Here is a 22031-nt window from a genome sequence, read left to right on the forward strand (position 1 = left end):
ACGGCGCCGGTCGAGGTGGCCGTCAGCATGGCGATGGAGGCCGCGCCGCCGATGGCCAGGGCGGTGAGCGACTTACGAAGCTTGATGCTCATCGTTGTGTTCCTCTCGTGTGTTGTGGCTGATGAGAGGAAGGTAGGTGCGGCCGCGTTGACTCCATGTTGAGGATTCGTCAAAGCCTCTGGGAGGCCCTCGCGCCAGTGCTGCGGGTCGGCCCTCCGCTCCCGGCCGAGGACCCACTCGCGGTGCCGTGGCCGGTAGTTCCACGCGTGACCGCTCTACTGGAGGCTTCTGGTCCGTGGACGGTGCGGTGGGTGGTGGAGCGTCCGACGCTGTACTCGATGGCCAGGTCGGCCAGGGGCACCTCGCCCTCGGCGTATCGACGGCGGATGGAGCGCCGGGCTGGTTCAGGCAGTTTGGGTTGCTTGCCCTTGAGCTTGCCGTTCTTCTTGGCCAGGGCCATGCCCTCGCGAGTGCGCAGGTGCCCGAGGTTGGCCTCGAACTCGGCGACCATGGCGAGGGCCTGCAGGAACAGCCGCCCGAACGGGTCGTTCCAGTCGTAGACCGAGCCGCCGAGTCCGAGCAGGACGCCACGGCCGGACAGGTCGGTCAGGATCTCGTTAACCTCGGCCATGTTGCGGGCGAGCCGGTCGAACGTGGTTACGGTGAAGACGTTGCCGTCCCACACGGCGGCGAGTGCCTGGTCGGGGCCGGCGCGGTTGCGGCGGGTGGTGCCGGAGAAGCCGCGGTCGATGTAGATCCTGTCCTCCGGGACGCCGAGGGTCAGGAACTGCTCGGTCTGGATGATCACGTCTTGCTCGTCGGTCGAGCAGCGGGCGTAGCTGAACCGGGTTCCGTTCACGGCTCCACATTTTCCGGATAGGGGCCACCACGGGAACGGTTCGCGGAACAACCTGACCTGGGGCGGTTGTCCAAGTGGCTGGTGTTCCAGTGGGGATCGCCCTACGGAACACCGCAACGATCCCGCGGCTGTCAGCTCTTTGGTCTCTGGCCCTTGCCGCCGTCTTGAGCCGGTCCGCCGTGGCCGGCGCCGCCAGGACGCGGACCCTCGTGTAGGTGCCCGACCGACTGGCCGCCGCGGATGGCCCGGCCGATGCGTTCGGCCAGCCTGCGCGACAGGTACGCCTGGCGCGGATCCGCTCGACCGGAACAGCAGGAGTACGGCGAGCACCAGCCTGACCGCGGCGTGCAGCCGTCATCGTCGTCTCAGCGACGCGGGCGCAGACCGTTGAGAGCGGCCTCGACGATGCTGTCGGCATAGTGGGAGGTGAGCGCTCCGCTGCGCTGGAGCCATCGGTTGATCAGCGGTCCCCAAGGCATGTCGACGGCGACGTCGAGGAGAGCGTGCGTTCGGCGCGTCAGGACGGCCTGTTCGGCGCCCCCGTGACGCCCAAGTCACCGGCGTGTGCCGCACCGCGAAGACCGACCTGGTCCGCTCCCTCGGCGCCGACCACGTCATCGACCACACCCGCGAAGACTTTCCTCCTCCTCCTCCTCCGAGATGGGGAGCCATGGGGTACATGCGATCGCGTTAGAGCAGGTCCGGGGCGGTGGAGGGGGAGCCTGCCGACTACGGGCTCGTCAACCACGCCAGTTGGCCGAACTGGCGGACCTTCCTGCCCAGTCTCGTCTTCCGGCCCACCTCCCGCAGTTTCGTGCTGGCCGACTTCAAGGCCAACGGCATCGCAGCGCAGCCGATCATCTACTGCAGGGTGTGACGTCCACCTAGGCCAGTTCCAGCCTGGCCAGCTCCGCCCGGGAGGAGACGCCCAGCTTGGGGAACGCCTTGTACAGATGCGAGGCGACGGTGCGGGGGCTGAGGAACAACTGGGCGCCGATGTCCCGGTTGGACGCTCCGGTGACAGCCAGCCGGACCACCTCGAGCTCCTGCGGTGTCAGCGCAGCCAGTGGATCACCGGCGCGGGAGCGGTCGGGCACGGAGGCGCCGGTGGCCCGCAGTTCGGCCGCCGCGCGGGCGGACCACGGAGCGGCGTCGAGCCGGTCGAAGGCCTCGATGGCGGCCGCGAGGTGGGTGCGTGCCTCGATGCGCCGTTGCTGGCGTCGCAGCCACTCCCCGTAGGCCAGGCGGGTACGTGCACCGTCGAATGGCTGCTCGCCCTCGGCGTGGAAGGCCAGCGCCTGCTCGAACAGGTCCTCGGCCTCGTGGTCGGGAGCCAGCAAGGCACGGGCCCGATGCAGGACGGCAAGCACTCTGGCCTGGCCGGTGGCCTGCGCCCACTCGGCGTACCGTCGCAGCGGTTCCTCGGCGCGCCGGGGATGTCCCGCCCGGGCGGCGGCCTCGACGTAGTCGGGCCAGGCGTACCGCCAGAGGAAGGCGTGGCGCATGGGGCCGTCCACCGCTCGCTCCACCCGTTCCAGCACCGCCTCGTAGCGGCCCGCCCCGAGGTCCAGCATCAGCCGCGCGTACTCCGCCCAAAAGGCTCCCGGCATCCACCTGCGGTGCTCGGCTTCCCGGCTCGCCTGCTCGGCCAGCGCCGCGCACTCCTCCTGCGCGCCGGCGACCGCCGACAGCCAGGCGTGCAGCCCCGCCAGATAGCTGCTCCACTGCGACTGGCCCACGTCGGAGGCCAAGGCCAGGCCCGCGGTCACCGTGGTTCGCGCCGACCGGTGGCGCCCGCTGACGAGCTGGGCGATGGTCAGGGCCGTCATGGCCAGGGGCATGCGTCCCAGCCGCCCGTCCGCCCGGCAGTCCTCGACCAGCCGGGCCGCGCCGTCCAGCATGCCGTCGTGGTCGGCGCGGACGACGTCCGCGTAACTGAGGACGAAGCGCACCTCGAACGGGATGCGATCGACCTGTTTCGGCGTCCGGTAGGTGAGCGTGGTCGCCGCGTCCCCCTCGAGAATGAGGCGGATGGCGTGGTTCACCGTGCGCACCGCCGCGGCCAGCCCGCCGCCGTCAGGGCACAGTTCCTCGGTACGGCGCGCCAGGGTGACCTGGTCGGGGTGGGGAGCGCCGGCCCAGGTGTAGAAGCCGGCCAGGCTGAGCAGCGACAGCTTGGCGGGCAGGTCCGCGACCGACTCGGCTCCCTGGTGCAGCAGGCGCACGCCCTCCAGCGGCCGGCCCGCCTCGATCTCCAGTTTCGCCTTCACCTGGGCCAGCTCGGCCAGCACCGAGCCTGGCGGCGACGCCCGTTCCGCCGACCGCTGCGCTCTGCCGACGAGCTCTCTCGCGCGTTCCCACAGGCCCGCCTCCGCCGCGGCGACGGCCGCGGCCGTCCACCGGCGCGTCGCCTCGGCCGGATCGGCCGACAGCTCGGCCGCCCGGACGTAGGCGGCCGACACCGCGGTCTGCCCTCCGCGCTGTCGTGCGCGCAGCGCCAGCCGCTCCAGCTCTCCGGCGACCTCCTCTCCGGGCTGGAGGGTGACGGCGGCCAGGTGCCAGGCCCGCCGGTCGTCGTCGACCGCCTCGGCCAGCGCCCGGTGCGCCGCCATCCTGGTGCCGATGTCGCAGGCGAGCAGTACCGCGGCCCGTACCAGCGGGTGGCGGAAGGCGACACCCTCCGGGCCCACGCCGAGCAGGTCCGCCCGCTCGGCCTCGGCGAAATCCATCAGCGAGGCGCCGAGCAGGCCGACCGCCCGCGCGAGCACGCTCAGCTCGGCGCGGTCGTCAAGGGCCGCCACCAGCAGGCAGGAACGGGTGGCGCGCGACAGGGCGGCGATCCGGTCGCGGAAGCCTCGAAGGACTCGGTCGGTCACCGGCTTCGCCGTGGCGAGGGAGAAGGACAGCGGGACGAGACCGCCCCTGCGTTGCTCCGCGGTGAGCATGCGGGGCAGCTCGATCAGCGCGAGGGGATTGCCCTGGGCCTCGGCGAGGAGCTGTTCACGTACGGCGGGCGGCAGGTCGGCGGCCTGCCCGGTGAGCAGGCCGCGGGCGGCCTCGGCGTCCAGCTCGCCCAGCCGCAGCTCGGGCAGCCCTCTCGCGGGGAACTCGCCCTCGCGCGCGGCGAACAGGGCGGCGACGGGTTCGGTGTGCAGGCGGCGCACCGCGAACAGCAGCGCGTCGGCCGACTCGCCGTCCAGCCAGTGGGCGTCGTCGATCAGGCACACCACCGGGCCCGCCGCCGACAGCTCCACGAGCAGGCTGAGCGTCGCCAGCCCGACCAGGAAACGGTCTCCCCGGGTCGGGCCGCCGAGGCCGAGCGCGCCGCGCAGGGCGTCGGCCTGTTGCGGCGGCAGCGCTTCCAGCTCGTCGAGAACCGGGCGGAGCAGCAGGTGCAGGGCGGCGAACGGCAGGTCGGCCTCGGACTCGACGCCGTTCACTCGCAGGACGCGTGCCTGGGCCTGCTCGGCGGCGTAGTCGAGGAGGGCCGACTTGCCGATGCCCGCCTCGCCGCGCACGATCGCGGCGCCGGAGCGGGCTCGTAGCAGCTCGTCTATGGCGGCTTGTTCCGCCTGGCGGCCGTACAGCATGGCACTCCAAGAAACGGTTGTCCGGAATGTAGCAGGATCAGTCACTGCGAGCTGTGTGGCGGGTCGCACCGCGATCGTCGGTCAGGTGACGGATCGCGCGACCAAGGCCATGGCTCGACGCATGGCCTCCCGTACTTCGTCAGGTCCCTCGCCACGCGTCAGCGCTGTCACGGCGGAGGCGCTGACCGCGCCCACCATCGCGCCGACCAGCGCGGAGGCGGTGATCGGGTCGAGCGTGCGGGGGAAGGCCCGCTGCAGCCCCTGGGCCAGCTCGGCCTGCGCGGCGAGATACCGCTGCAGCAGCCGGGCCTGCAGGGCCGGCACTGAAGCCGCCAATCTCGCTCGGAGCGCCGCGATTCCGCTGGGCAGGTCTCGGCCCCAGGCATCGGCGATCATCTGGTCCGTTGCCCGCACCAGGACCTCGGACAGTGACTCCCCGGTGCGGTGCTCGGCGATCACTCGCAACGCCAGGTCGACGCGCAGGTCGGCGTCGGCCAGGAGCACGTCTTCTTTGGTCTGGAAGTGGAGGAAGAAGGTACGGGGGGACACCTCCGCCGCATCGGCGATCTCGGCCACGGTCACTTTGTCGTAGCCCTTGGCTTCGAACAGGCGAACGGCCGCTTCCATCAGTGCTTGCCGGGTGCGTCGCTTCTTACGCTCCCGTAGTCCGGGGGTTTCCACCATGTCAACCATTATAGTGCAGTTGACGTATAGATGCATACTATGAATCAATGCAGAAAGTGTAGCGATTGAAGGTGGTCAACATGGGAAGTCTGGACGGACGCGTCGTCCTCATCACCGGAGCAGGGCGCGGCATCGGGCGGGAAGAGGCGCTGTTCTTCGCCGCCGAAGGCGCCAAAGTCGTCGTCAACGACCCCGGCGTCGCCATCGACGGCACGGGCGGCAACGCCGGCGTGGCCGCAGCGGTCGTCGAGGAAATCACCGCTCGCGGCGGGCAGGCCGTGACCAGCACCGACAGCGTCGCCGACTGGGACGGGGCCCGCCGCATGGTGGAGACAGCCCTGCAGTCCTTCGGCGACCTGCACGTCGTGGTCAACAACGCGACCATCGAACGGAACATGGGCCTGGCCGACCTGTCGGAGGAGGACTTCGACGACGTCCTGGCCGTCAAGTTGAAGGGCACCTTCGCCGTGACACACTGGGCGGCCCAGCACTGGCGCGACCAACACCAGGCCGGGGTCGACGCCGATCGCGCCGTCGTCAACACCTCCTCCGGCTCCGGGCTGCTCAACCCGCTGCCGACGCAGGTCTCCTATGCGGCGGGCAACGCCGGGGTCGCGGCGCTGACCACCGTGGCCGCCCTCGAGCTGGGTCGCTACGGGGTACGGGTCAACTGCATCTCGCCCTCGATGGCGCGCACCAGGCTCACCCTCGGCGTTCCCGGCATGAGCCAGGAACCGCCGGCGGGCAACTTCGATCCCCTGGACCCGGCCGCGTGTGCGCCAGTCGCCGCCTACCTGGCCAGCGCGGCCTGCCGGCTCACCGGCCAGGTGCTGTCGGTGCGAGGCGGGACAGTTGCTGTCAACCACGGCTGGTCCCTCGGCGGCCACATCCACAAAGACGGGCTATGGAGCGTGGAGGAACTGGCCGAGAAGGTGAAAGAGCTGCCGATGGAAGACCCCTTCGACAAGCTCGCCCAGGCCCTGACCGGCGCACTCGGCACCACCGGACGCACCCAGCTCCAGGAGATGATCAACGCCCTGCTGGACCAGGGAGACCAGTCCGGCACTGCCTCCGCATGAGGCGATGAAGGACGCCTTGGACAGCGTGCTCAGGCTCGCGGTCCAGGGCGGATGGCGCTCGCTCCCCATCGACCAGGAGACCACGGGCCTGTCGTCAATTCCGACAGCCAGTAGGTACGCCGCTACCTGCCCGGCCCCGCACCCACCGGCAGCCCCAGCAGATCGTGACAGGGTCGCGGCGGATGACGGGTCACGGGTCGCGGCGGGCGGTGCCGGAGCCGCGCGGGTCAGGGGCGCAAGGTGGCGGTCAGCGCGCGCGGGCCCAGCAGCAGGTCCAGCGCGTCGATGATCGTCGCGCAGACCACGTCCGCGACCAGCAATGCGCGAGAGGAGGCGCCCTCCGGGCCGAGTACGGCGACGCCCAGCACGGCCGCCGCCAGCGCCTGCCGGTCGTTGACGCCGTTGCCCACCACCGCACCGTCTCGCTCGATCGTCGGTGGGAGGGTGTAGAACTGGCCCGCATGGATGATCAACGCAAGGACGCCATGGCCGAGGTCCTGCGAGGCGTGGCCGCGCAGGTCGCGAAAGGCGCTCCGCGGGGTTGGCGGCGAGGATGGGTGCACGCCTACCGCGGCCCGTCCTCCTCGGGGCACCGCGGCGCGGGCTACGAGATGTCCGACGGCAGCATCGACGGCATGCGCGTCGGCCTCGGCGGGCTGAGCAAGCTCTACCAGCTCAGCGGCGTCTCGCCGGCGGATCTGATGGTCGAGCTGGCCGTCGAGCCCTCGGGCCGGTTCGAGGCGGTGACCAGTCGAGCGATCAGCCGGGACGATTCGGGCCGGTTCCTGTACGTCCTGCACCCTGACATGCTGCCCCGCGAGCCCAGCGCCGACCAGGCCCCTCCGTCGAACCCGACGCCGGCGGGCGACCCGAAGGAGGCCGTCCGGCTGTTCCGGGAGTACATGAGAAAACGCGCCGACATCCTCGGGGAGGAGGAGCTCCTGCCCGATCCGCCGGCCCCGGCCGAGCGGGCCGCGCTGCTGGACGCCTTCCCCGGCGACCTGCCCCCCGACCTGGTGGCCCTGTACGGCGAGGCCGACGGCGACGAAGAGATCGGGCTCTTCCACAACCACCCGTGGTTCACCCTGGAGTCCACGACGACCTTCGTCCACCACCGGCCCGAGCGGACATGGACCGGCGACCCGCTCTGGTCGATGACCGGAGACGCCGAGCCGCCCGGCACCATCCGGCGGCAGCTCAGCAGCCCGCGCTGGATCCCGTTCGCCACCAGCACCGGCGGCGACTACCTGGCGGTCGACATGGACCCGGGACCCGCGGGCCGCCCCGGCCAGGTCATCCGCGTCGGCATCCACTACGACGGCGCGCCTGTCTACGTCGCCGACTCCGTCACGACCATGCTGCGCCGGCTCGTGGAGGCACTCGACCGGGGCGACTACGAGGAAGACGGCAGCTACCTCGATGTGTACGCCGAGCTGCCGAGCTACCTGGACGACAGCCGCACCTACTGGCGCGGGGAGGCCCCGATCCCGAAGAAGCCGCGCAGGATCCAGGCCCTCGTCGTCGACAAGGTCACAGATCTTGATCTGGAGCCGGTCCGGGGCGCGCCCCACCTGCGCATGGTGGCGTTGTTCGGAGAGGGGCCCGTCGACCTGCGTCCCTTGCGCGAGGTCCCGCTCGAGGCGTTGCGGCTCGAACTCAACGCGGCCGACCTGAGCCCGCTGGCCGGCCATCCGACCTTGCGCGCGGTGACCCTCCGCACGCGGGAACCCGTCGATCTCGGCGTGCTGCGGACGTTGCCGCGCCTGGAAGGACTCGAACTGGCGGAGTCCGCCGTCCAGGACCTCGCCGTGATCGACGAGCTGAAGGGGCTGCTGTCCCTCACGCTCTCGCCCGAGCAGTGGCGGCGACTCGGCGAGCCGCCGCCGCTGGCCGCGGCCGGGCTGGGCGGCGACCCCACGCCGCGTCAGGTGAACGAGTGGGCGGCCCGGTTCGGACCTGGCGAGGAGTTCGGCGGCTGCGAGTACTTCGCCGGGCGGTTCGACGGCTCCGACTGACCAAAGAGGACTTACGGGGTGGTCCGTGCCGTCGCTTGCTCGGGATGCTCAGCGGAGCCTGACCGGGTGGGCAGCAGCAGGCCGGGGAGCAGCCCGAGTGCGGCGAGCGCGGCCAGTCCCAGCAGTGCCGGCTCTGCGGCCTGGGCGGAGTCGGACGCCGTTCGCAGTGATGCGGGGAATCCTTCGGCCTGCATCAGGCCGGCGGCGATGCCGATGCCGAGGGTCGGGCCGATGTTCATGGCGGTCTGCTTGAGCCCGCCGACGACTCCGGCGTACCCGGCCGGGGCGTCACCGACGACGGTGCCGGTGGCGGTGACCATCACGGTGGCGAAGCCGGCGCCCAGCAGGGCGAAGCACACGCCGCTCACGGCCCAGGCGTCGGTCGAGGTCAGCCGCGACATGCCGAGGATGCCGAGGGTGACCAGCGCGGAGCCGGCGACCGCGACACGGCGTGGCCCGTACCGGCGTAACACGACGCCGGCCAGTGGCGCGCCGAGGACCATGAGCACCGTCAACGGCAGGACGCGCAACCCTGCCGCCAGCGGAGTCAGTCCCCGCACGTCCTGGAGCAGGAAGGTGGCCACGAACAAGGCGCCGAACATGCCGCCCGTGGTGAGGAGAAGAAGGGTCATGGCGGCCGTCACCGGGATCGAGCGCGCCACCACGGACGGCACGATCGGGTGGGCGGCGCGGCGTTCGTGGACGACCAGGAGCGCCGCGCCGCCCGCGGTGCAGAGCAGGCCGGCCAGGGTGGGCCCGCCGGTCCAGCCGTGCTCGGGCACGCCGACCAGGGTGTGCACCCCGACGGCCAGAACGCCCGCCATCAGCACCGCCCCCACTGCATTGAGTCGCTCCGCAGGCCCCGAGCGCGGCGGCGCGGGTGCCCGCACCGCCATGGCGGCCGCGGCGACCACCAGCGCCACGGGCACGTTGACCATGAACACGCTGCGCCAGCCCAGGTGCGCCACCAGAACGCCCCCGAGCAACGGCCCGGCAGCGGCGGCCACCCCGATGGCGCTGGTGCGGACGGCGACCGCCGCGCCGAGCCGGTTTCCCGGGAAGGTCAGGCGCAGCAGAGCCAAGGTCGCGGGCTGGAGCAGGGCGCCGAACACGCCCTGCGCCACCCGCAGGGCGATCATCCAGCCGATGTCCGGCGCGAGCGCGATGGCGGCCGAGACCCCGCGAAGCCGAGCAGGCCGCCCAGCAGCATTCGCCGGTGCCCGTACCGGTCGCCCAGCCGTCCGGCGATGACCAGCAAAGCGGCCACGGCGAGCAGGTAGCCGGTGCTGGTCCACTGCGTCTGCGCCACACTGGCGCCCAGGTCGTGCTGGACGCTGGGCTGCGCCACCATGAGGACCGTGCCGTCCAGGGCGACCAGCATCGCGCCCGCGGCGCTGACGATCAGGGCCAGGCGCTGCCGGGTCGTGCCGTTCACGCGTCCGCCCCGCCCAGGTGGGCGTCGATGATCGCGCTGACGAGCTGGTCGAGCCGGTCGTCGGACGGTGGCGAGTCGTCCTCGCCCAGCGCGAGCCCGATGCTGCCCCAACCCCACAGCTGGGTCAGGCCGTGCACGTTCGCCCACAGCGCGACCGCGGTCACCTCCGCCGGGACGTCCCGTCGCCCTCCGTCCTCCTGCTCCAGGCAGTTGCCGACGAGCTCGACGATGCGGCCGAACAGCGGCAGGCTCGCCTCCCGCAACTGCGGCCGGCCTGCCGCACGCGCTTGTCCGCGCAGCAGGTCGTGCCGGAACATCAGCTCGAACATGCCGGGACGCTCCTGCGCATACCGTACGTACGCGCGGGACAGCGCTCGCAACTGTGCCCGCGGCGCCGCCGCCTCGTCGGCGGCCCCGGCGAAACGCTCGGCCAGATCGGCGAACCCGCGCCCGGCGATCGCCGACAGCAACGCCTGATGGGTGGGGAAGTACCGGCGAGGCGCCCCGTGCGACACCCCGGCCCGACGGGCGATCTCCCGCAGCCCCAATGACGCGACGCCCTCGCTCAGCACCAGCTCCACACCGACATCGACCAGCCGGTCCCGAAGAGTCCCCTCCGCTTGCATAGACACTGTCTACCCGATCGTCGTAGACAATGTCTACTCGGACCGCATGTCACATCCGGGTGGGCCGTCTCGTCACGGGTTCCGAAGGCACGTTCACAGGAGAACGCACCATCCCATAGCAAGGAGCCGGACATGAGCGAGCACACCCCGCATCGCAAGATCGCGCTGGTCACCGGGGCGAACAAGGGGATCGGCCGAGCGGCCGCCGAGCAACTCGCCGCGCTGGGCATGACGGTCCTGATCGGCGCCAGAGATCAGCGGCGCGGTGAGGAGGCCGCCGCGGCGGTGCGCGCGGCAGGCGGCGACGCGCACGCGGTCACCCTGGACGTCACCGACCCGGCCACCGCCCGGGCGGCCGCGAAGCAGGTCGAGGAGCGCTTCGGCCACCTCGACGTGCTGGTCAACAACGGCGGCATCACCGGGTCCGGGCAGGTCACGCCGGTTGACGCCCGCGACCAGGTCCCCAGCTCCGTCGACCTGGACATGGTCCGGGCGGTGTTCGAGACCAACGTCTTCGGGGTGATCGCGGTGACCAACGCCATGCTGCCGCTGCTGCGGCGCTCACCGGAGCCGCGCATCGTCAACGTCAGCAGCGCCGCCGGATCGCTGACCCTCAACAGCGACCCGGACGGCCCCTTCACGATGCTGCCCGCGTCGGCCGCGTACTCGCCCTCCAAGACCGCGCTGAACGCGCTGACCGTGCAGTACGCCAATGAGCTGCGGAAGGACGGCATCCTCGTGAACGCCGCCAACCCCGGCTACGTCGACACGGAGATCAACAACCACAGCGGCTTCCTCACGACCGCGCAGGGCGCCGCGATCCTGGTGCGCCTGGCCACGCTCGGCGCGGACGGGCCGACCGGCGGGTTCTTCAGCGAGGACGGCCCGCTGCCCTGGTGAATCGGGGCCCGAACGGCGCGGGCCCCACCCGGCCGAGGTGTACGCACACTCGGGGGTGGGGCCCGTGCACGGTGCCGGACGCCCGGCCTACTCAGGCCGGATGTTGTGGTTGCGGGCGAACAGGTTGCCGGGGTCGTACTGGCGCTTGACCGCCGCCAGCCGCTCATACGTTCCCGTCGGATAGACGGCGGCGACGTCCTCCTCGCCGGCGGAAGCGAGGAAGTTCGCGTACGCGCCGTTGACGTGAGGCGCGAGTCGCGCCCAGATCGCCTCCAGAGCTGGACGGGCGGCCTCGACGACCGGCTCCGGACCCAGGGCCGTCGTCACGACCATCAACTCCGCCTGGCGATGCGCGTAGGCGGTGACGTCGTCGGGGACCCGGGACACCGCACCGCCGACGCTGCGAACGGCGATGAACGGCGACCCCGCCGACGCCCCGACCTCAGTGAGGATCCGAAGGACCTCGGGCACCGAATCCTCGTCGACGAAGGCACTTCGGGTGACGAGCCGGATACCGGGCGGCGGGGTCGCGCCGTCCACGAGCGTGTCCGCATAGGGCTTCAGCGCGACGTCGTCCTCGATCACCGTGCCGAGCCGGCGGATCGGGTCGATGGCCTGCGCCGCGAGCTCCGGGTCATCGCCGTCGAAGGCGACGAAGATCTCGACCGGCGCTTCGGGCCCGCCGGCGAAGGGGTTGGCGAAGTTCGCGATGGCGGTGAGCTCTTCGGGGGCCGTACGGAGGTGGTCCGCCCAGCCCTGGAGCACGCCGGCCGCCTCCGACGCCGGGAAGGCGATCTTGCCGTGGAAGACGTCCGTCGTCGGGTGTGCCGCGAACTCGAAGGCGGTCACGATCCCGAAGTTGCCGCCGCCACCGCGGATCGCCCAGAACAGCTCCGGGTTCTCCTCCGCGCTCGCGCGCACGACCTCCCCGCCGGCCGTGACCAGCTCTGCGGCGACCATGCTGTCCAGGGCCAGGCCGTACTTCCTGACCTTCCAGCCGATGCCGCCGGTCAAGGTCAGCCCGCCGACGCCGACGCTCCTGGTGTCGCCCGAGGAGATCGCCAGGCCATGCGGGGCCAGAGCGGTCGCGACCTGACCCCAGGTGGCGCCGCCGCCGATCCGTACGAGGTGACGTTCCTTGTCGATGACCTCCACCTGCGCGAGGCGGCTGAGGTCGATCACGATGCCGCCGTCGTTGGTGCCGAAGCCCGCGAAGGCGTGGCCGCCGCCGCGTACGGACAGCAGGAGTCCGGTGCCGGCAGCGAACCTGACGCCCGCCCGCACGTCCGCGACGTCCTCGGGCCGCAGAACATAAGCTGGGCTGCCCGAAGTCAGTACCGAGCGCCTGGCCGACCCGTACTCCGCCGCGCCCGGCTCGATGATGTCGCCGCCGAAGTCGCGGCGGAGGGTTTCAAGTGCTGAGCTCATGATGTTCCTTTCACACGTACTGGGCGAACACGAGATGCCGGCGAGCCGATCCTTGTGACAGCCGGAGCACGTGACGTGTGCCACAAGCACCACGACGTCACAAAACGGCGAGGTCCGGCGTCTGGTGGGTGACACAGTCGAGAGCGAACAGGAGCCACCCATGCCGCACACCGCACCCGAAGATCGCGGCGGGGACATGAGCCCGGACGCCGCCACCGCGGCGTTCCTCACCCACCGCAACCTGCTGTTCACCGTCGCCTACGAGATGCTCGGCTCGGCCGCCGACGCCGAGGACGTCCTGCAGGAGACCTGGCTGCGGTGGGCGGGTGTCGACCTTGACGACGTACGGGATCAGCGTGCCTACCTGGTCCAGATCGCCACCCGTCAGGCGCTGAGCCGGCTGCGTACGCTGGGCCGGCGCAAGGAGTCCTACGTCGGCCCCTGGCTGCCCGAGCCGCTGCTGACCGCGCCCGACGTGGCCGAGGACGTCGAGCTGGCCGACAGCGTCTCGATGGCGATGCTGCTGGTGCTGGAGACGCTCCAGCCGACCGAGCGGGCGGTGTTCGTGCTGCGCGAGGTGTTCGACCTGGACTACGACGAGATCGCCGAAGCCGTCGACAAGAGCCCGGCCGCCGTACGCCAGATCGCGCACCGGGCACGGGCACACGTCGCCGCGCGCCGGCCGCGCGGGGTCGTGTCCCAGGCCGAAACCCGAGAAGCGCTGGAGGCGTTCCAGCGGGCGGTCGAAACCGGCGATCTGCAGCGCCTGCTCGACATCCTCGCGCCGGACATCGTCCTCCTGACCGACGGCGGCGGAATCAAGCAGGCCGCGCTGGCGCCCGTCGTGGGGGCCGGCAAGGTCGCCCCCGTGCTGAGCAGGCTCAGCCCCACGGCGTCGCTGCAGGCAGTGCAGGTCAACGGCTACCCGGCGCTCGTCCTCCGGCTCGACGGCGAGATCGACACCGTCATGGCGGTGCGCATCGAAGAGGGTCTCATCACCGGGCTCTACGCCGTGCGCAATCCCGAGAAGCTGGCGCGCATGGAGCGGGAGACCGCCCTGCACCGCTGAGTCCGGCCGTGTCACATCCGGGCGGGCTGTTTCGTCTCGGGTTGCGAAGACAGGTTCTCTTGATCGGGCAGGTGAGGGTCATGCGGGTGTTCGTGGCTGGCGGGAGCGGGGTTCTGGGGCGGCGGCTGGTGCCGCTGCTGGTGGCTCGGGGGCACCAGGTGACGGCTTCGACGACGAGCGGGGCCAAGGTGGGATCGCTGGAGCAACTGGGCGCGGAGGCGGTGGTGATGGACGGGCTGGACGCGGTGGCGGTCGGTGAGGCGGTGGCCAACGCCCGGCCGGAGGCGATCGTGCACCAGATGACCGCGATCTCCGTGACACACGCCGGCAAGCCCGACATGAAGCACATGGATCGGTGGTTCGCCGGCACCAACCGGCTGCGTACCGAGGGGACGGACCACCTGCTGGCCGCCGCCGAGGCGACCGGCGTGACCAACTTCGTCGCGCAGAGCTACGGCGCCTGGAACGGCATCCGCGCGGGCGGCTGGGTGAAGACGGAGAGGGACCCGGTGGACCCGATGACGGGGACGCCTGCGGAGCCCGGGATGAAGGCGATCGGCCACGTCGAGGACACGGTCGTCAAGGCCGGCGGCGCGGTCCTGCGGTACGGCTGGTTCTACGGGCCGGGCGCCATGGACGACCTGGTCGAGCCCGTACGCAAGCGGCAGTTCCCGGTCGTCGGGAGCGGTGCCGGCCACTGCTCGTGGGTGCATCTGGACGACGCGGCGAGCGCCACCGTCCTGGCCGTGGAGCAGCGGGCGAGGGGGGTGTTCAACATCGTCGACGACGAACCGGCCCCGGCCGGCGAGTGGCTGCCCTACCTGGCCGAGTGCGCCGGCGCCAAGCGGCCGATGCGGGTCCCCGCCTGGCTGGCCCGGCCGCTAGCCGGGGACGTGGCGGTGACGATGATGACCGAGGGGCGCGGCTTCTCCAACGCCAGGGCCAAGCGGGAGCTCGGCTGGGAGCTGCGCCACCCGTCGTGGCGGCAGGGCTTCAAGGAAGAGCTGGCATGACCCGCGCCGAAGAGTTCGAGGAGCTGCGGCCGCTGCTGTTCTCGATCGCCTACCGGATCCTCGGCAGCGTGAGCGAGGCCGAGGACGCGGTCCAGGAGACCTGGGTGCGCTACCAGACCTCCCAGACGGAGCCCGCCTCGGTCAAGTCCTTCCTGGCGGCCGTGGTGACCCGGATCTCCATCGACGTGCTGCGCTCGGCCCGCGTCCGGCGCGAGGAGTACGTCGGGCCGTGGTTCCCCGAGCCGCTGCTCGCCGATCCCTACCAGGACCCGGAGCGCTCGGCGGAGCTGGCCGACTCGCTGTCCACGGCGGCCCTGCTGCTGCTGGAGCGGCTCAGCCCGCTCGAGCGCGCGGTCTTCGTGCTGCGGGAGGTGTTCGGGTTCGGCTTCGGCGAGATCGCGTCGGCGGTGGGACGTTCGGAGGCGGCGTGCCGCCAGCTCGCGACGCGGGCGCGCCGCCACATGGACGCGGGCCGGCCCCGGTTCGAGGCCGGCCGCAAGGAGCGGGAGGAGCTCGCCGGACGGTTCTTCGACGCCTTCCGGGAAGGCGACTTCGACGGGTTGCGCGAACTGCTCGCCGCCGACGTTCACCTGGTCTCCGACAGCGGCGGCAAGGCCCCGCAGTGGGGTACGGGGATCTTCGGCGCCGAGAATGTGATCCGGGTGTTCGCCACGCTCGCCCCGCTGTTCGCCCGGATCGGTGGCGTGGTGGAGCCGCACCAGGTGAACGGCCAGCCGGGCGCGATCTTCCGCGACCGGGACGGCAAGGTCATCAACACCTGGACGCTCGACGTCCTCGACGGACGGGTCCAGGCCATCCGTGCGGTGCTCAACCCCGACAAACTTGAGCACATGGGCCCGGTGGCGGACGCCTGGGCGATCCTCCGCGAGACGACCCAGGCCCGCCGGCCGGCGGACTGACCGCAAGAGCCGGCCGCCCCCGCACCCGGGGCAGTCGGCTCACAGGGCGGACGGCACCGCCGCCGGCTCGGCCGCGCCCGGACTCGCGAGTTTCCGCAGCGCCTGCTCGGAGGCCGAGCCCGGCTCGGCGGCGAACAGGTCCAGCCCGCAGCACGCCGGCTCGTCGGGCAGCGCGATGAGCTCGCCGTGCAGGGTCAGCTCGCCCACGACCGGGTGGTGCAGCACGTACGTCCGGGACCGGACCTGCGCGACCGGGTGCTCGGCCCACATCCGCGCGAAGTCCGCGCTCAGCTCCCGCAGGTGGTCGATGTGCGTCGCGAGCCCGGAGTCCCCGCGATATCGCCCGAGCAGGACGCGCAGGTGCGCCACGTGCTCGCGCGCCGCCCGTTCCCAGCCGGTGCGGTGCAGCTCGCGCAGGTGGGGCTCGGTGAACAGCAGGTGTGAGAGCGTACGCCGGTCCGCCGGCAGCGCGGGGAAGTCGCCGAACACCGCCACCGCGAGCTGGTTCCAGCCGACGATCTGGGTGTGCCGCCCGACCACCAGCGCCGGCGTCATCACGAACGACTCCAGCAGGTAACGCAGGCTCGCAGGCACCGTGGCCGCGCCCGCCGCGCACGACAGGGGAGGCCGGGCGATCCGGCGCAGGTAGGTCAGCTCGTCGCCGTCCAGACGCAGCGCCGCGCCGACGGCGTCCAGGATCTCGTCGGAGACGCTGTCGCCCTTGCCCTGCTCCAGCCGCGTGTAGTGGGCGATGCTCACCCCCGCGAGCCGGGCCAGCTCCTCGCGCCGCAGCCCCGCGACCCGCCGCGCTCCGCCGTAGTCGCGCAGCCCGACATCCTCGGGACGCAGGCGGGCACGGCGCGACTTGAGGAACTCGCTCAGCTCGGTCCGGTCGTTCACGCGACAACCCTACGCCGAGGGTGATCACGCCGTGAGTACGCAAGCCACGGACCTGGCAGGGCGGCCGCGCGGGTTCCAAGCTGTCAGGCGAGCCACCCACATGAACGAATTGGAGATGAACCATGTCCCGAACGCTCGGACTCATCGGGAGCGGAATGATCGGTTCTTCCGTCGCCCGCCTGGCCGTCGCGGCCGGCCTCGAGGTCGTCCTCAGCAATTCGCGAGGTCCCGAGACGCTCGCCGATCTCGTCGCCGAGCTGGGCGGTCGGGCCCGGGCGGCCACACCGGCGGAAGCGGCCCGCGCCGCGGACCTGGTGGTGGCGGCCGTCCCGCTGAAGGCCTGCGAACAGCTCCCCGCCGACGCCCTGACCGGCAAGACGGTGCTGGACCCCGCGAACTACTATCCCGAGCGGGACGGCCACCTGGCCGAACTCGACACGGGCGAACTGACCTCCAGCGCCCTCGTACAGCGCCACCTCGCGGGCTCCCGGGTGGTCAAGGCCTTCAACAACATCACCCCGCACCAGCTGTTCACCCTCGCCCGGCCCACCGGCGCGCCCGACCGCAGCGCCCTGCCCATCGCCGGCGATGACGCGGAGGCCAAGGCAGAGGCCACCCGGCTGCTGGACGTCCTCGGGCACGACGCGGTGGACATCGGCACGCTCGCCGACAGCTGGCGCAGCGAACCGAACACACCGGTCTACATCCAGCCCTACCTCGGCGAACTACCCGCCATGAGCGTGGAGGACTTCCTCCGCTGGACTCTCCGGAATCCCGGCATCGCCGTCCCCGCGGCGCAGGTCGCCAAGCTCGCCGAGACCGCGGTCCGCCGGCCGGCGGGCGAGGCCAGGCTCCCGAGCGCCGGCTGACCGCCTGAGGCTCACCGCGCAGAACGCCTCGATGGCGTTGATGACGGCCTCGAAGCGCAGCGAGTGGAACAGGTCGAAGGCGTGCTGCCCGCCGGGCAGCTCGGCGTAGACGACCGGCTGGGCCGAGACCTCGCGCAGGCGTCCGGCGAGGAGCCGGGCGCCCTCGACCGGGGCGACGGTGTCGTGGTCACCGTGGATGAGGAAGAACGGGGGCGCGTCCGGCCGGACGTGGGCGAGGGGCGAGGTCCGAGGATCCCCGCCGTAGTAGGCGTCGTAGTAGCCGCCCAGCCCGATCACCCCCGCGATGGACGCCGGATCGTCGGAAGTGAGGGCGACCATGGCCGACAGGTGAGCGCCGGCCGAGCTGCCCGAGAGGAAGATCCGGTCCGGATCGGCGCCATAGGAGCGGCCGTGCTCCCGTACCCAGGCGATCACCTTCTTCGCATCCTCCAGGTGGTCCTCGAAGGTCGCCTGCGGACGCAGGCGGTAGTTCGCGCTGACGCACACCCAGCCCTGGCCGGCCAGGCGGTAGAGGAGCGGGAGGGACTGGCTGTCCTTTCTGCCGCCGGAGTAGCCGCCGCCGTGCAGGTGGATCAGGACCGGGGCCGCGGTGGGCCGGGAGCGGTGGCGGTAGAGGTCCAGCAGGTTGTGCCTGCCGGCCGTACCGTACGGGAGGTTCCGGATCCGTTCCACGGCTCGGTGGCGGCGCAGGAAGGGACTGAGCAGGATGCGCCCGTACGGCAGGCGGCGCGAGACGGGCACCGCCCCCAGGGCGCGTTGCACGACGGGCAGCGCCTGGCGGCCGCGCCAGGCCACCCGGACCAGGCCCGCCATGGTCAGGGCCGCCACCCCCGCGATGATCGGCGAGGTCAGGTCGCGTTGGACGAAGGCCAGCACGGAGGCGGCCAGGAGCCAGGCCGACACCACGAAGGGCAGCTCGTTGACGGCCAGGCCGAGCCGGAAGCTCAGCATGGCCAGGAGCCGGGTGCGACCGGGCGCGGCCAGCGCGAAGAAGGTGCAGATCGCGACGAGGACCAGGGTGATCAGGTACCCGTAGGGCAGGTTCATCGCCGTGCCAGCCCCGCGACGAGCACGGCGCCGACGACCAGGTGCAACAGGATCAGCACCAGCGTCGCGGCGGCGCCGACGGCGCTGCCGAGCGGGCCGGAGAGGGACAGGACGAGCACGACCAGGGCGGTGATCGTCCAACTGCGGCCGGGCCGGGCCGCCCGTCGTTCCAGGACGGCCAGCAGCGCCCAGCCCGCGAGCCCGGCCACCAGGCTCGCCACGACGACGGACACTGGGCCGACGGTCTGCGTGCCGCCGCCCGTCCGCACGGTCAGCGCGGTTCCGGCCAGCGGCACCGCCAGGGCCCACACGGCCAGGGCGGCCGCGGGCGCGCCGATCGCGGTGAGGAGCAGTCTTCTGAGGGAGGTGTTCACGCCGCTCAGCCTCGCCCGGCCGGGCGGGTCGCCGCATCGGGCCGGCGGTCGCGCTCTGTCCGTCCCCGGTGGGGTACGGGTCCTCCTTTAGTAGGTGATGGCTCCTTCGTACCGGCCACTAACCTGGCCCGGTGAGCGAGATGCGACCCCCGCGGCCCGTGGCCGTGGCGAGCATAATCCTCGGGCTGAGCGCGCTGACCGGCGTGACGCTGTGGGGGCGGGGCGGCGGGCCGCTGCTGGGGCTGGATGTCGCGGTCGCGGTGTCGAGCCTGGTCGCGGCGGTCGCCCAGCTGTGGTGGCCGGTCTCCGGGGCGCTCGCCGCCGCCCTGCTCGCCGTGGTCTCCCCGGTGGCCACGCCGGCGGCGACGACCGGGGCGCTGCAGGTGGCCCAGCGCAGGCGCTTCCCCGTCGCGGCGGCGGTGGCGGCGGCGGGCATGGCGGCCCACCTGGTCCAGGGGCTGTGGCGGCCGAACTCCGGCATCTCCCTCGGCTGGTGGCTGCTGCTGATCTGCGCCGCGTACGGCGCGCTGCTCGGCTGGGGCGGGCTGGCTCGTTCCCGCCGCGCCCTGCTCATCTCGCTGCACGAACGCGCCCGCCGCGCCGAAGCCGAGCAGGGCAGGCGGGTCGCCGAGGCCCGCATGGCCGAGCGCCGCCGGCTCGCCCGGGAGATGCACGACGTACTGGCCCACCGCCTGTCGCTGGTGGCCACCCACGCGGGGGCGCTGGAATACCGGCCTCACTCATCGCCCGACCAGCTCGCCCGGGCGGCCGGGGTGGTCCGCACCGGGGTGCACCAGGCGCTGGAGGAGTTGCGCCAGGTGATCGGCCTGCTGCGCGAGGAGGACGACCTCCTGGACGAGCTGGAACCCCAGCCCACGCTGGCCGACGTGGAGCGGTTGGCCGCCGAAGCACGCCAAGCCGGTCAGGCCGTACAGGTCAGCGACGAGACCGACGGCGCCGCCCCGCCCGCCACCGGACGGACCGGCTACCGCGTCGTCCAGGAAGGGCTGACCAACGCCCGCAAGCACGCCCCCGGCCAGCCGGTGGAGGTGCTGCTGCGCGGCGCCCCCGGCACGCGCCTGCTGATCGACATCAGCAACCCGCTGCCCCCGCCCGGCTCGGCGCCGACCGCGCCCGGCAGCGGCGTCGGCCTGGTCGGCCTCACCGAGCGGGTACGGCTGGCCGGTGGGCAACTCGACCACCAGATCACCGGCGGGCAGTTCCGGCTCCAGGCCTGGCTACCATGGCCCGCGTGATCCGCGTGCTCCTGGTCGACGACGACGCCCTGGTCCGGGCCGGGCTGTCCATGATGCTGGACGGCGCCGCGGGCATCTCCGTCGTCGGCGAGGCGGCCGACGGCCAGGAGGCCATCACCGCCACCGACGCCCACGCACCCGACGTCGTGCTCATGGACCTGCGGATGCCGCGTCTGGACGGCATCACCGCCACCCGCCGGCTCCGCGCCCGCGCCCGTCCGCCGGAGGTGATCGTGCTGACCACCTTCGACACCGACGAGAACATCCTGCACGCGCTGCGCGCCGGCGCCAGCGGGTTCCTGCTCAAGGACACCCCGCCGCCGCAGATCGTGGAGGCGGTCACCCGGGTCGCGGCGGGGGATCCGATCCTTTCCCCGCGCATCACCCGGCGGCTGATGGAGCGCACCGTCGCCCAGGCCGGGTCCTATGAGCGGGCCCGCGCCGCGCTGGCCGCCCTCACCCCTCGCGAGTACGAGGTCGCCCTCGCGATCGGGCGCGGCCGGACGAACGCGGACATCGCCGCGGAGCTCGCCATGGGCATCACGACGGTGAAGGCGCACGTCTCCAACATCCTCACCAAGCTCGGCCTGGACAATCGCACCCAGATCGCGCTCCTCGCCCACGACGCGGGTCTCGCCTGAGCATCAGGGCACCGGACGTATCACCATGATCAGGAGCTTTCGCGGCCGAGCTCGGCGAGGCGGGTCAGGGCGGGGAGGGCGGCGGCGATCGCCCGGCGCTGTTCGGGGGTCAGCCGGGCAATGAGCGGGGCCAGGTGGCGGGTGCGGTCGTCGTGGCGGGAGCGGCCGATCCGGCGGCCGGCCTCGGTGATGTGGACGAGCACGGCACGGCCGTCGGTCGGGTCGGGGCGGCGCTCCACCAGGCCGTCGCGCTCCAGCCGGGTGATGAGCTGGGTGATCCCGGGCTGGCTGACCTGCTCGGTCCTGGTCAGGTCGGTCAGCCGCATCGGGCCTTCGCTGAAGGCGAGGGTGTCCAGCACCGACAGTGTCGTGAACGGCAGCTTCTCCAGCACGGGCAGCCGGATGTAGAAGCGGTTGAAGTGCTCGATCGCCGTGGTGAAGGCGTCCACGTCGAGGTCGTCGCGCGAGGTGTCGTCCACGCCGAGAACATACCGGATCTTGTTTGAGCTGCGCTGACTCAGGAACTGCCGCGAAATTTGATCTTTTGCCCTATCTTCGACGGAAGCGTGCGACTCGAAGGGCATCCCGTGACCAACACCCCCAGCAACGTGCTGCTCGCCGGCGTCGTCGGCTCCACCGCCTACGGTCTGGCGGGGCCCGACTCCGACGTCGACCGGCTCGGCGTCTTCGCCACCCCCACGCTGGACCTGGTCGGCCTATCCCGGCCCAAGGAGAGCATCGTCCAGACGAACCCCGACCGGTCGCTCCACGAGGTGGGCAAGTGGTGCTCCCTCGCGCTGGGAGGCAATCCGACCGTGATGGAGCTGGTGTGGCTGCCCGACGACCTGTACGAGACCCGCACCCCGCTCGGTGACCAGCTCATCGCCATCCGCACCGCGTTCCTGTCCGGCCCGCGGGTCCGCAACGCCTACCTCGGGTACGCCACCCAGCAGTTCAAACGCCTCGACCAGCGCGGCGACGGCTCGTTCTCGGCCGACACCCGCAAGCGGACCAGCAAGCATGCCCGCCACCTCGCCCGCCTCCTGCACCAGGGGCGAGAGCTGTACGAGACCGGCCACCTGCCGATCCGGCTCGCCGACCCCGAGGGGATCCGCGCCTTCGGGAAAAGGGTCGCCGCCGGCAGCTTCGAGGAGGCCCAAGCCCTCCTGGCGGCCACCGAGGAGGCGTTCGACACCGTGCGTACGCCGCTGCCCGACCAGCCCGATGCCGCGACGGTCGAAGCGTGGCTGCGCGAGGTCCGCATCGCCCACTGGGAGCCGCGGACCTCGCGCCCGTAGTGCGGGA

22 protein-coding genes and 1 pseudogene are annotated in these 22031 nt (G+C 72.1%); 11 read left to right on the forward strand and 12 right to left on the reverse strand.

Going from position 1 to position 22031, the window contains the following annotated elements; all coding sequences use genetic code 11:
- Nucleotides 1–169: 169 nt before the first annotated feature.
- Entirely contained in the window at nt 170–859 is a 690-nt protein-coding gene (locus ACIBI9_RS59950) for a recombinase family protein (protein WP_397236802.1), read from the reverse strand.
- A gap of 709 nt (nt 860–1568) precedes the next feature.
- Here ACIBI9_RS59950 and ACIBI9_RS59955 point away from each other — a divergent pair.
- Entirely contained in the window at nt 1569–1736 is a 168-nt protein-coding gene (locus ACIBI9_RS59955; protein WP_397236804.1) for a hypothetical protein, read from the forward strand.
- Nucleotides 1737–1743: 7 nt separating this feature from the next.
- On the opposite strand, the gene ACIBI9_RS59960 is transcribed toward ACIBI9_RS59955, so the two are convergent.
- Both ACIBI9_RS59960 and ACIBI9_RS59965 read right to left on the reverse strand, forming a co-directional pair.
- The gene (locus ACIBI9_RS59960; RefSeq protein WP_397236806.1) at nt 1744–4449 is read right to left on the reverse strand and encodes an ATP-binding protein; all 2706 of its coding nucleotides are present in this window, start codon (nt 4447–4449) and stop codon (nt 1744–1746) included.
- 81 nt (nt 4450–4530) lie between these two features.
- Entirely contained in the window at nt 4531–5133 is a 603-nt protein-coding gene (locus ACIBI9_RS59965; protein ID WP_397236808.1) for a TetR/AcrR family transcriptional regulator, read from the reverse strand.
- A gap of 80 nt (nt 5134–5213) precedes the next feature.
- Between ACIBI9_RS59965 and ACIBI9_RS59970 the strand changes: the two genes are divergently transcribed.
- On the forward strand, nt 5214–6212 hold the full coding sequence (locus ACIBI9_RS59970; protein ID WP_397236810.1) for an SDR family NAD(P)-dependent oxidoreductase: 999 nt from the start codon (nt 5214–5216) through the stop codon (nt 6210–6212).
- Between the two features lie 227 nt (nt 6213–6439).
- On the opposite strand, the gene ACIBI9_RS59975 is transcribed toward ACIBI9_RS59970, so the two are convergent.
- On the reverse strand, nt 6440–6685 hold the full coding sequence (locus tag ACIBI9_RS59975; RefSeq protein ID WP_397236812.1) for a hypothetical protein: 246 nt from the start codon (nt 6683–6685) through the stop codon (nt 6440–6442).
- Here ACIBI9_RS59975 and ACIBI9_RS59980 point away from each other — a divergent pair.
- Entirely contained in the window at nt 6674–8227 is a 1554-nt protein-coding gene (locus tag ACIBI9_RS59980) for an SMI1/KNR4 family protein (protein WP_397236814.1), read from the forward strand. The two genes, ACIBI9_RS59975 and ACIBI9_RS59980, sit on opposite strands and share 12 nt — an antisense overlap.
- Nucleotides 8228–8238: 11 nt before the next feature.
- Here ACIBI9_RS59980 and ACIBI9_RS59985 read toward each other — a convergent pair whose 3' ends face one another.
- Genes ACIBI9_RS59985 through ACIBI9_RS59995 form a run of 3 tightly spaced genes read right to left on the reverse strand, consistent with a single transcriptional unit; the run spans nt 8239 to nt 10288 of the window.
- On the reverse strand, nt 8239–9366 hold the full coding sequence (locus tag ACIBI9_RS59985) for an MFS transporter (RefSeq protein ID WP_397236816.1): 1128 nt from the start codon (nt 9364–9366) through the stop codon (nt 8239–8241).
- Nucleotides 9363–9662 carry an MFS transporter gene (locus ACIBI9_RS59990; RefSeq protein WP_397236818.1) on the reverse strand — a complete coding sequence of 100 codons (300 nt, stop codon included), beginning with the start codon at nt 9660–9662 and terminating at the stop codon, nt 9363–9365. Before ACIBI9_RS59990 ends, ACIBI9_RS59985 begins: the two co-directional genes overlap by 4 nt.
- Complete coding sequence (locus tag ACIBI9_RS59995) at nt 9659–10288, reverse strand: TetR/AcrR family transcriptional regulator (protein ID WP_397236820.1); 630 nt, start codon at nt 10286–10288, stop codon at nt 9659–9661. The genes ACIBI9_RS59990 and ACIBI9_RS59995 overlap by 4 nt, the downstream gene beginning before the upstream one ends.
- A gap of 132 nt (nt 10289–10420) precedes the next feature.
- Between ACIBI9_RS59995 and ACIBI9_RS60000 the strand changes: the two genes are divergently transcribed.
- Nucleotides 10421–11188 carry an SDR family NAD(P)-dependent oxidoreductase gene (locus ACIBI9_RS60000; RefSeq protein WP_397236822.1) on the forward strand — a complete coding sequence of 256 codons (768 nt, stop codon included), beginning with the start codon at nt 10421–10423 and terminating at the stop codon, nt 11186–11188.
- A gap of 87 nt (nt 11189–11275) precedes the next feature.
- Here ACIBI9_RS60000 and ACIBI9_RS60005 read toward each other — a convergent pair whose 3' ends face one another.
- Nucleotides 11276–12616, reverse strand: a complete 1341-nt coding sequence (locus ACIBI9_RS60005) for an FAD-binding oxidoreductase (RefSeq protein ID WP_397236824.1) — start codon at nt 12614–12616, stop codon at nt 11276–11278.
- 160 nt (nt 12617–12776) lie between these two features.
- On the opposite strand from ACIBI9_RS60005, the gene ACIBI9_RS60010 reads away from it, so the two are divergent.
- From ACIBI9_RS60010 to ACIBI9_RS60020, 3 genes are all read left to right on the forward strand, one after another.
- Nucleotides 12777–13685: an RNA polymerase sigma-70 factor gene (locus tag ACIBI9_RS60010; RefSeq protein WP_397236826.1), complete on the forward strand. Its 909-nt coding sequence runs from the start codon at nt 12777–12779 to the stop codon at nt 13683–13685.
- Between the two features lie 80 nt (nt 13686–13765).
- Nucleotides 13766–14698 carry an NAD-dependent epimerase/dehydratase family protein gene (locus ACIBI9_RS60015; RefSeq protein ID WP_397236828.1) on the forward strand — a complete coding sequence of 311 codons (933 nt, stop codon included), beginning with the start codon at nt 13766–13768 and terminating at the stop codon, nt 14696–14698.
- Complete coding sequence (locus ACIBI9_RS60020; RefSeq protein WP_397236830.1) at nt 14695–15618, forward strand: RNA polymerase sigma-70 factor; 924 nt, start codon at nt 14695–14697, stop codon at nt 15616–15618. Before ACIBI9_RS60015 ends, ACIBI9_RS60020 begins: the two co-directional genes overlap by 4 nt.
- Before the next feature lie 39 nt (nt 15619–15657).
- On the opposite strand, the gene ACIBI9_RS60025 is transcribed toward ACIBI9_RS60020, so the two are convergent.
- Entirely contained in the window at nt 15658–16518 is an 861-nt protein-coding gene (locus tag ACIBI9_RS60025; RefSeq protein WP_397236832.1) for a helix-turn-helix domain-containing protein, read from the reverse strand.
- A gap of 122 nt (nt 16519–16640) precedes the next feature.
- On the opposite strand from ACIBI9_RS60025, the gene ACIBI9_RS60030 reads away from it, so the two are divergent.
- On the forward strand, nt 16641–17387 hold the full coding sequence (locus ACIBI9_RS60030) for an NADPH-dependent F420 reductase (RefSeq protein ID WP_397236834.1): 747 nt from the start codon (nt 16641–16643) through the stop codon (nt 17385–17387).
- 324 nt (nt 17388–17711) lie between these two features.
- Here ACIBI9_RS60030 and ACIBI9_RS60035 read toward each other — a convergent pair.
- A pseudogene (locus ACIBI9_RS60035) lies at nt 17712–18455 on the reverse strand (alpha/beta hydrolase); the annotation flags it as partial.
- Entirely contained in the window at nt 18452–18829 is a 378-nt protein-coding gene (locus ACIBI9_RS60040; protein ID WP_397236836.1) for a DUF6069 family protein, read from the reverse strand. The pseudogene ACIBI9_RS60035 and the gene ACIBI9_RS60040, both read right to left, overlap by 4 nt.
- Nucleotides 18830–18969: 140 nt before the next feature.
- On the opposite strand from ACIBI9_RS60040, the gene ACIBI9_RS60045 reads away from it, so the two are divergent.
- Together ACIBI9_RS60045 and ACIBI9_RS60050 are read left to right on the forward strand one after the other, a co-directional pair.
- Nucleotides 18970–20085, forward strand: coding sequence for a sensor histidine kinase (locus tag ACIBI9_RS60045; protein WP_397236966.1), 1116 nt, complete (start codon nt 18970–18972; stop codon nt 20083–20085).
- Complete coding sequence (locus tag ACIBI9_RS60050; RefSeq protein WP_397236838.1) at nt 20073–20726, forward strand: response regulator; 654 nt, start codon at nt 20073–20075, stop codon at nt 20724–20726. Before ACIBI9_RS60045 ends, ACIBI9_RS60050 begins: the two co-directional genes overlap by 13 nt.
- Before the next feature lie 29 nt (nt 20727–20755).
- Here ACIBI9_RS60050 and ACIBI9_RS60055 read toward each other — a convergent pair whose 3' ends face one another.
- Nucleotides 20756–21205 carry a MarR family winged helix-turn-helix transcriptional regulator gene (locus ACIBI9_RS60055; protein ID WP_397236840.1) on the reverse strand — a complete coding sequence of 150 codons (450 nt, stop codon included), beginning with the start codon at nt 21203–21205 and terminating at the stop codon, nt 20756–20758.
- Between the two features lie 108 nt (nt 21206–21313).
- Here ACIBI9_RS60055 and ACIBI9_RS60060 point away from each other — a divergent pair, with 108 nt between their 5' ends.
- Nucleotides 21314–22024, forward strand: coding sequence for a DNA polymerase beta superfamily protein (locus ACIBI9_RS60060; protein ID WP_397236842.1), 711 nt, complete (start codon nt 21314–21316; stop codon nt 22022–22024).
- Nucleotides 22025–22031 lie beyond the last annotated feature (7 nt).

It is taken from the genome of Nonomuraea sp. NPDC050451 (assembly GCF_044458585.1).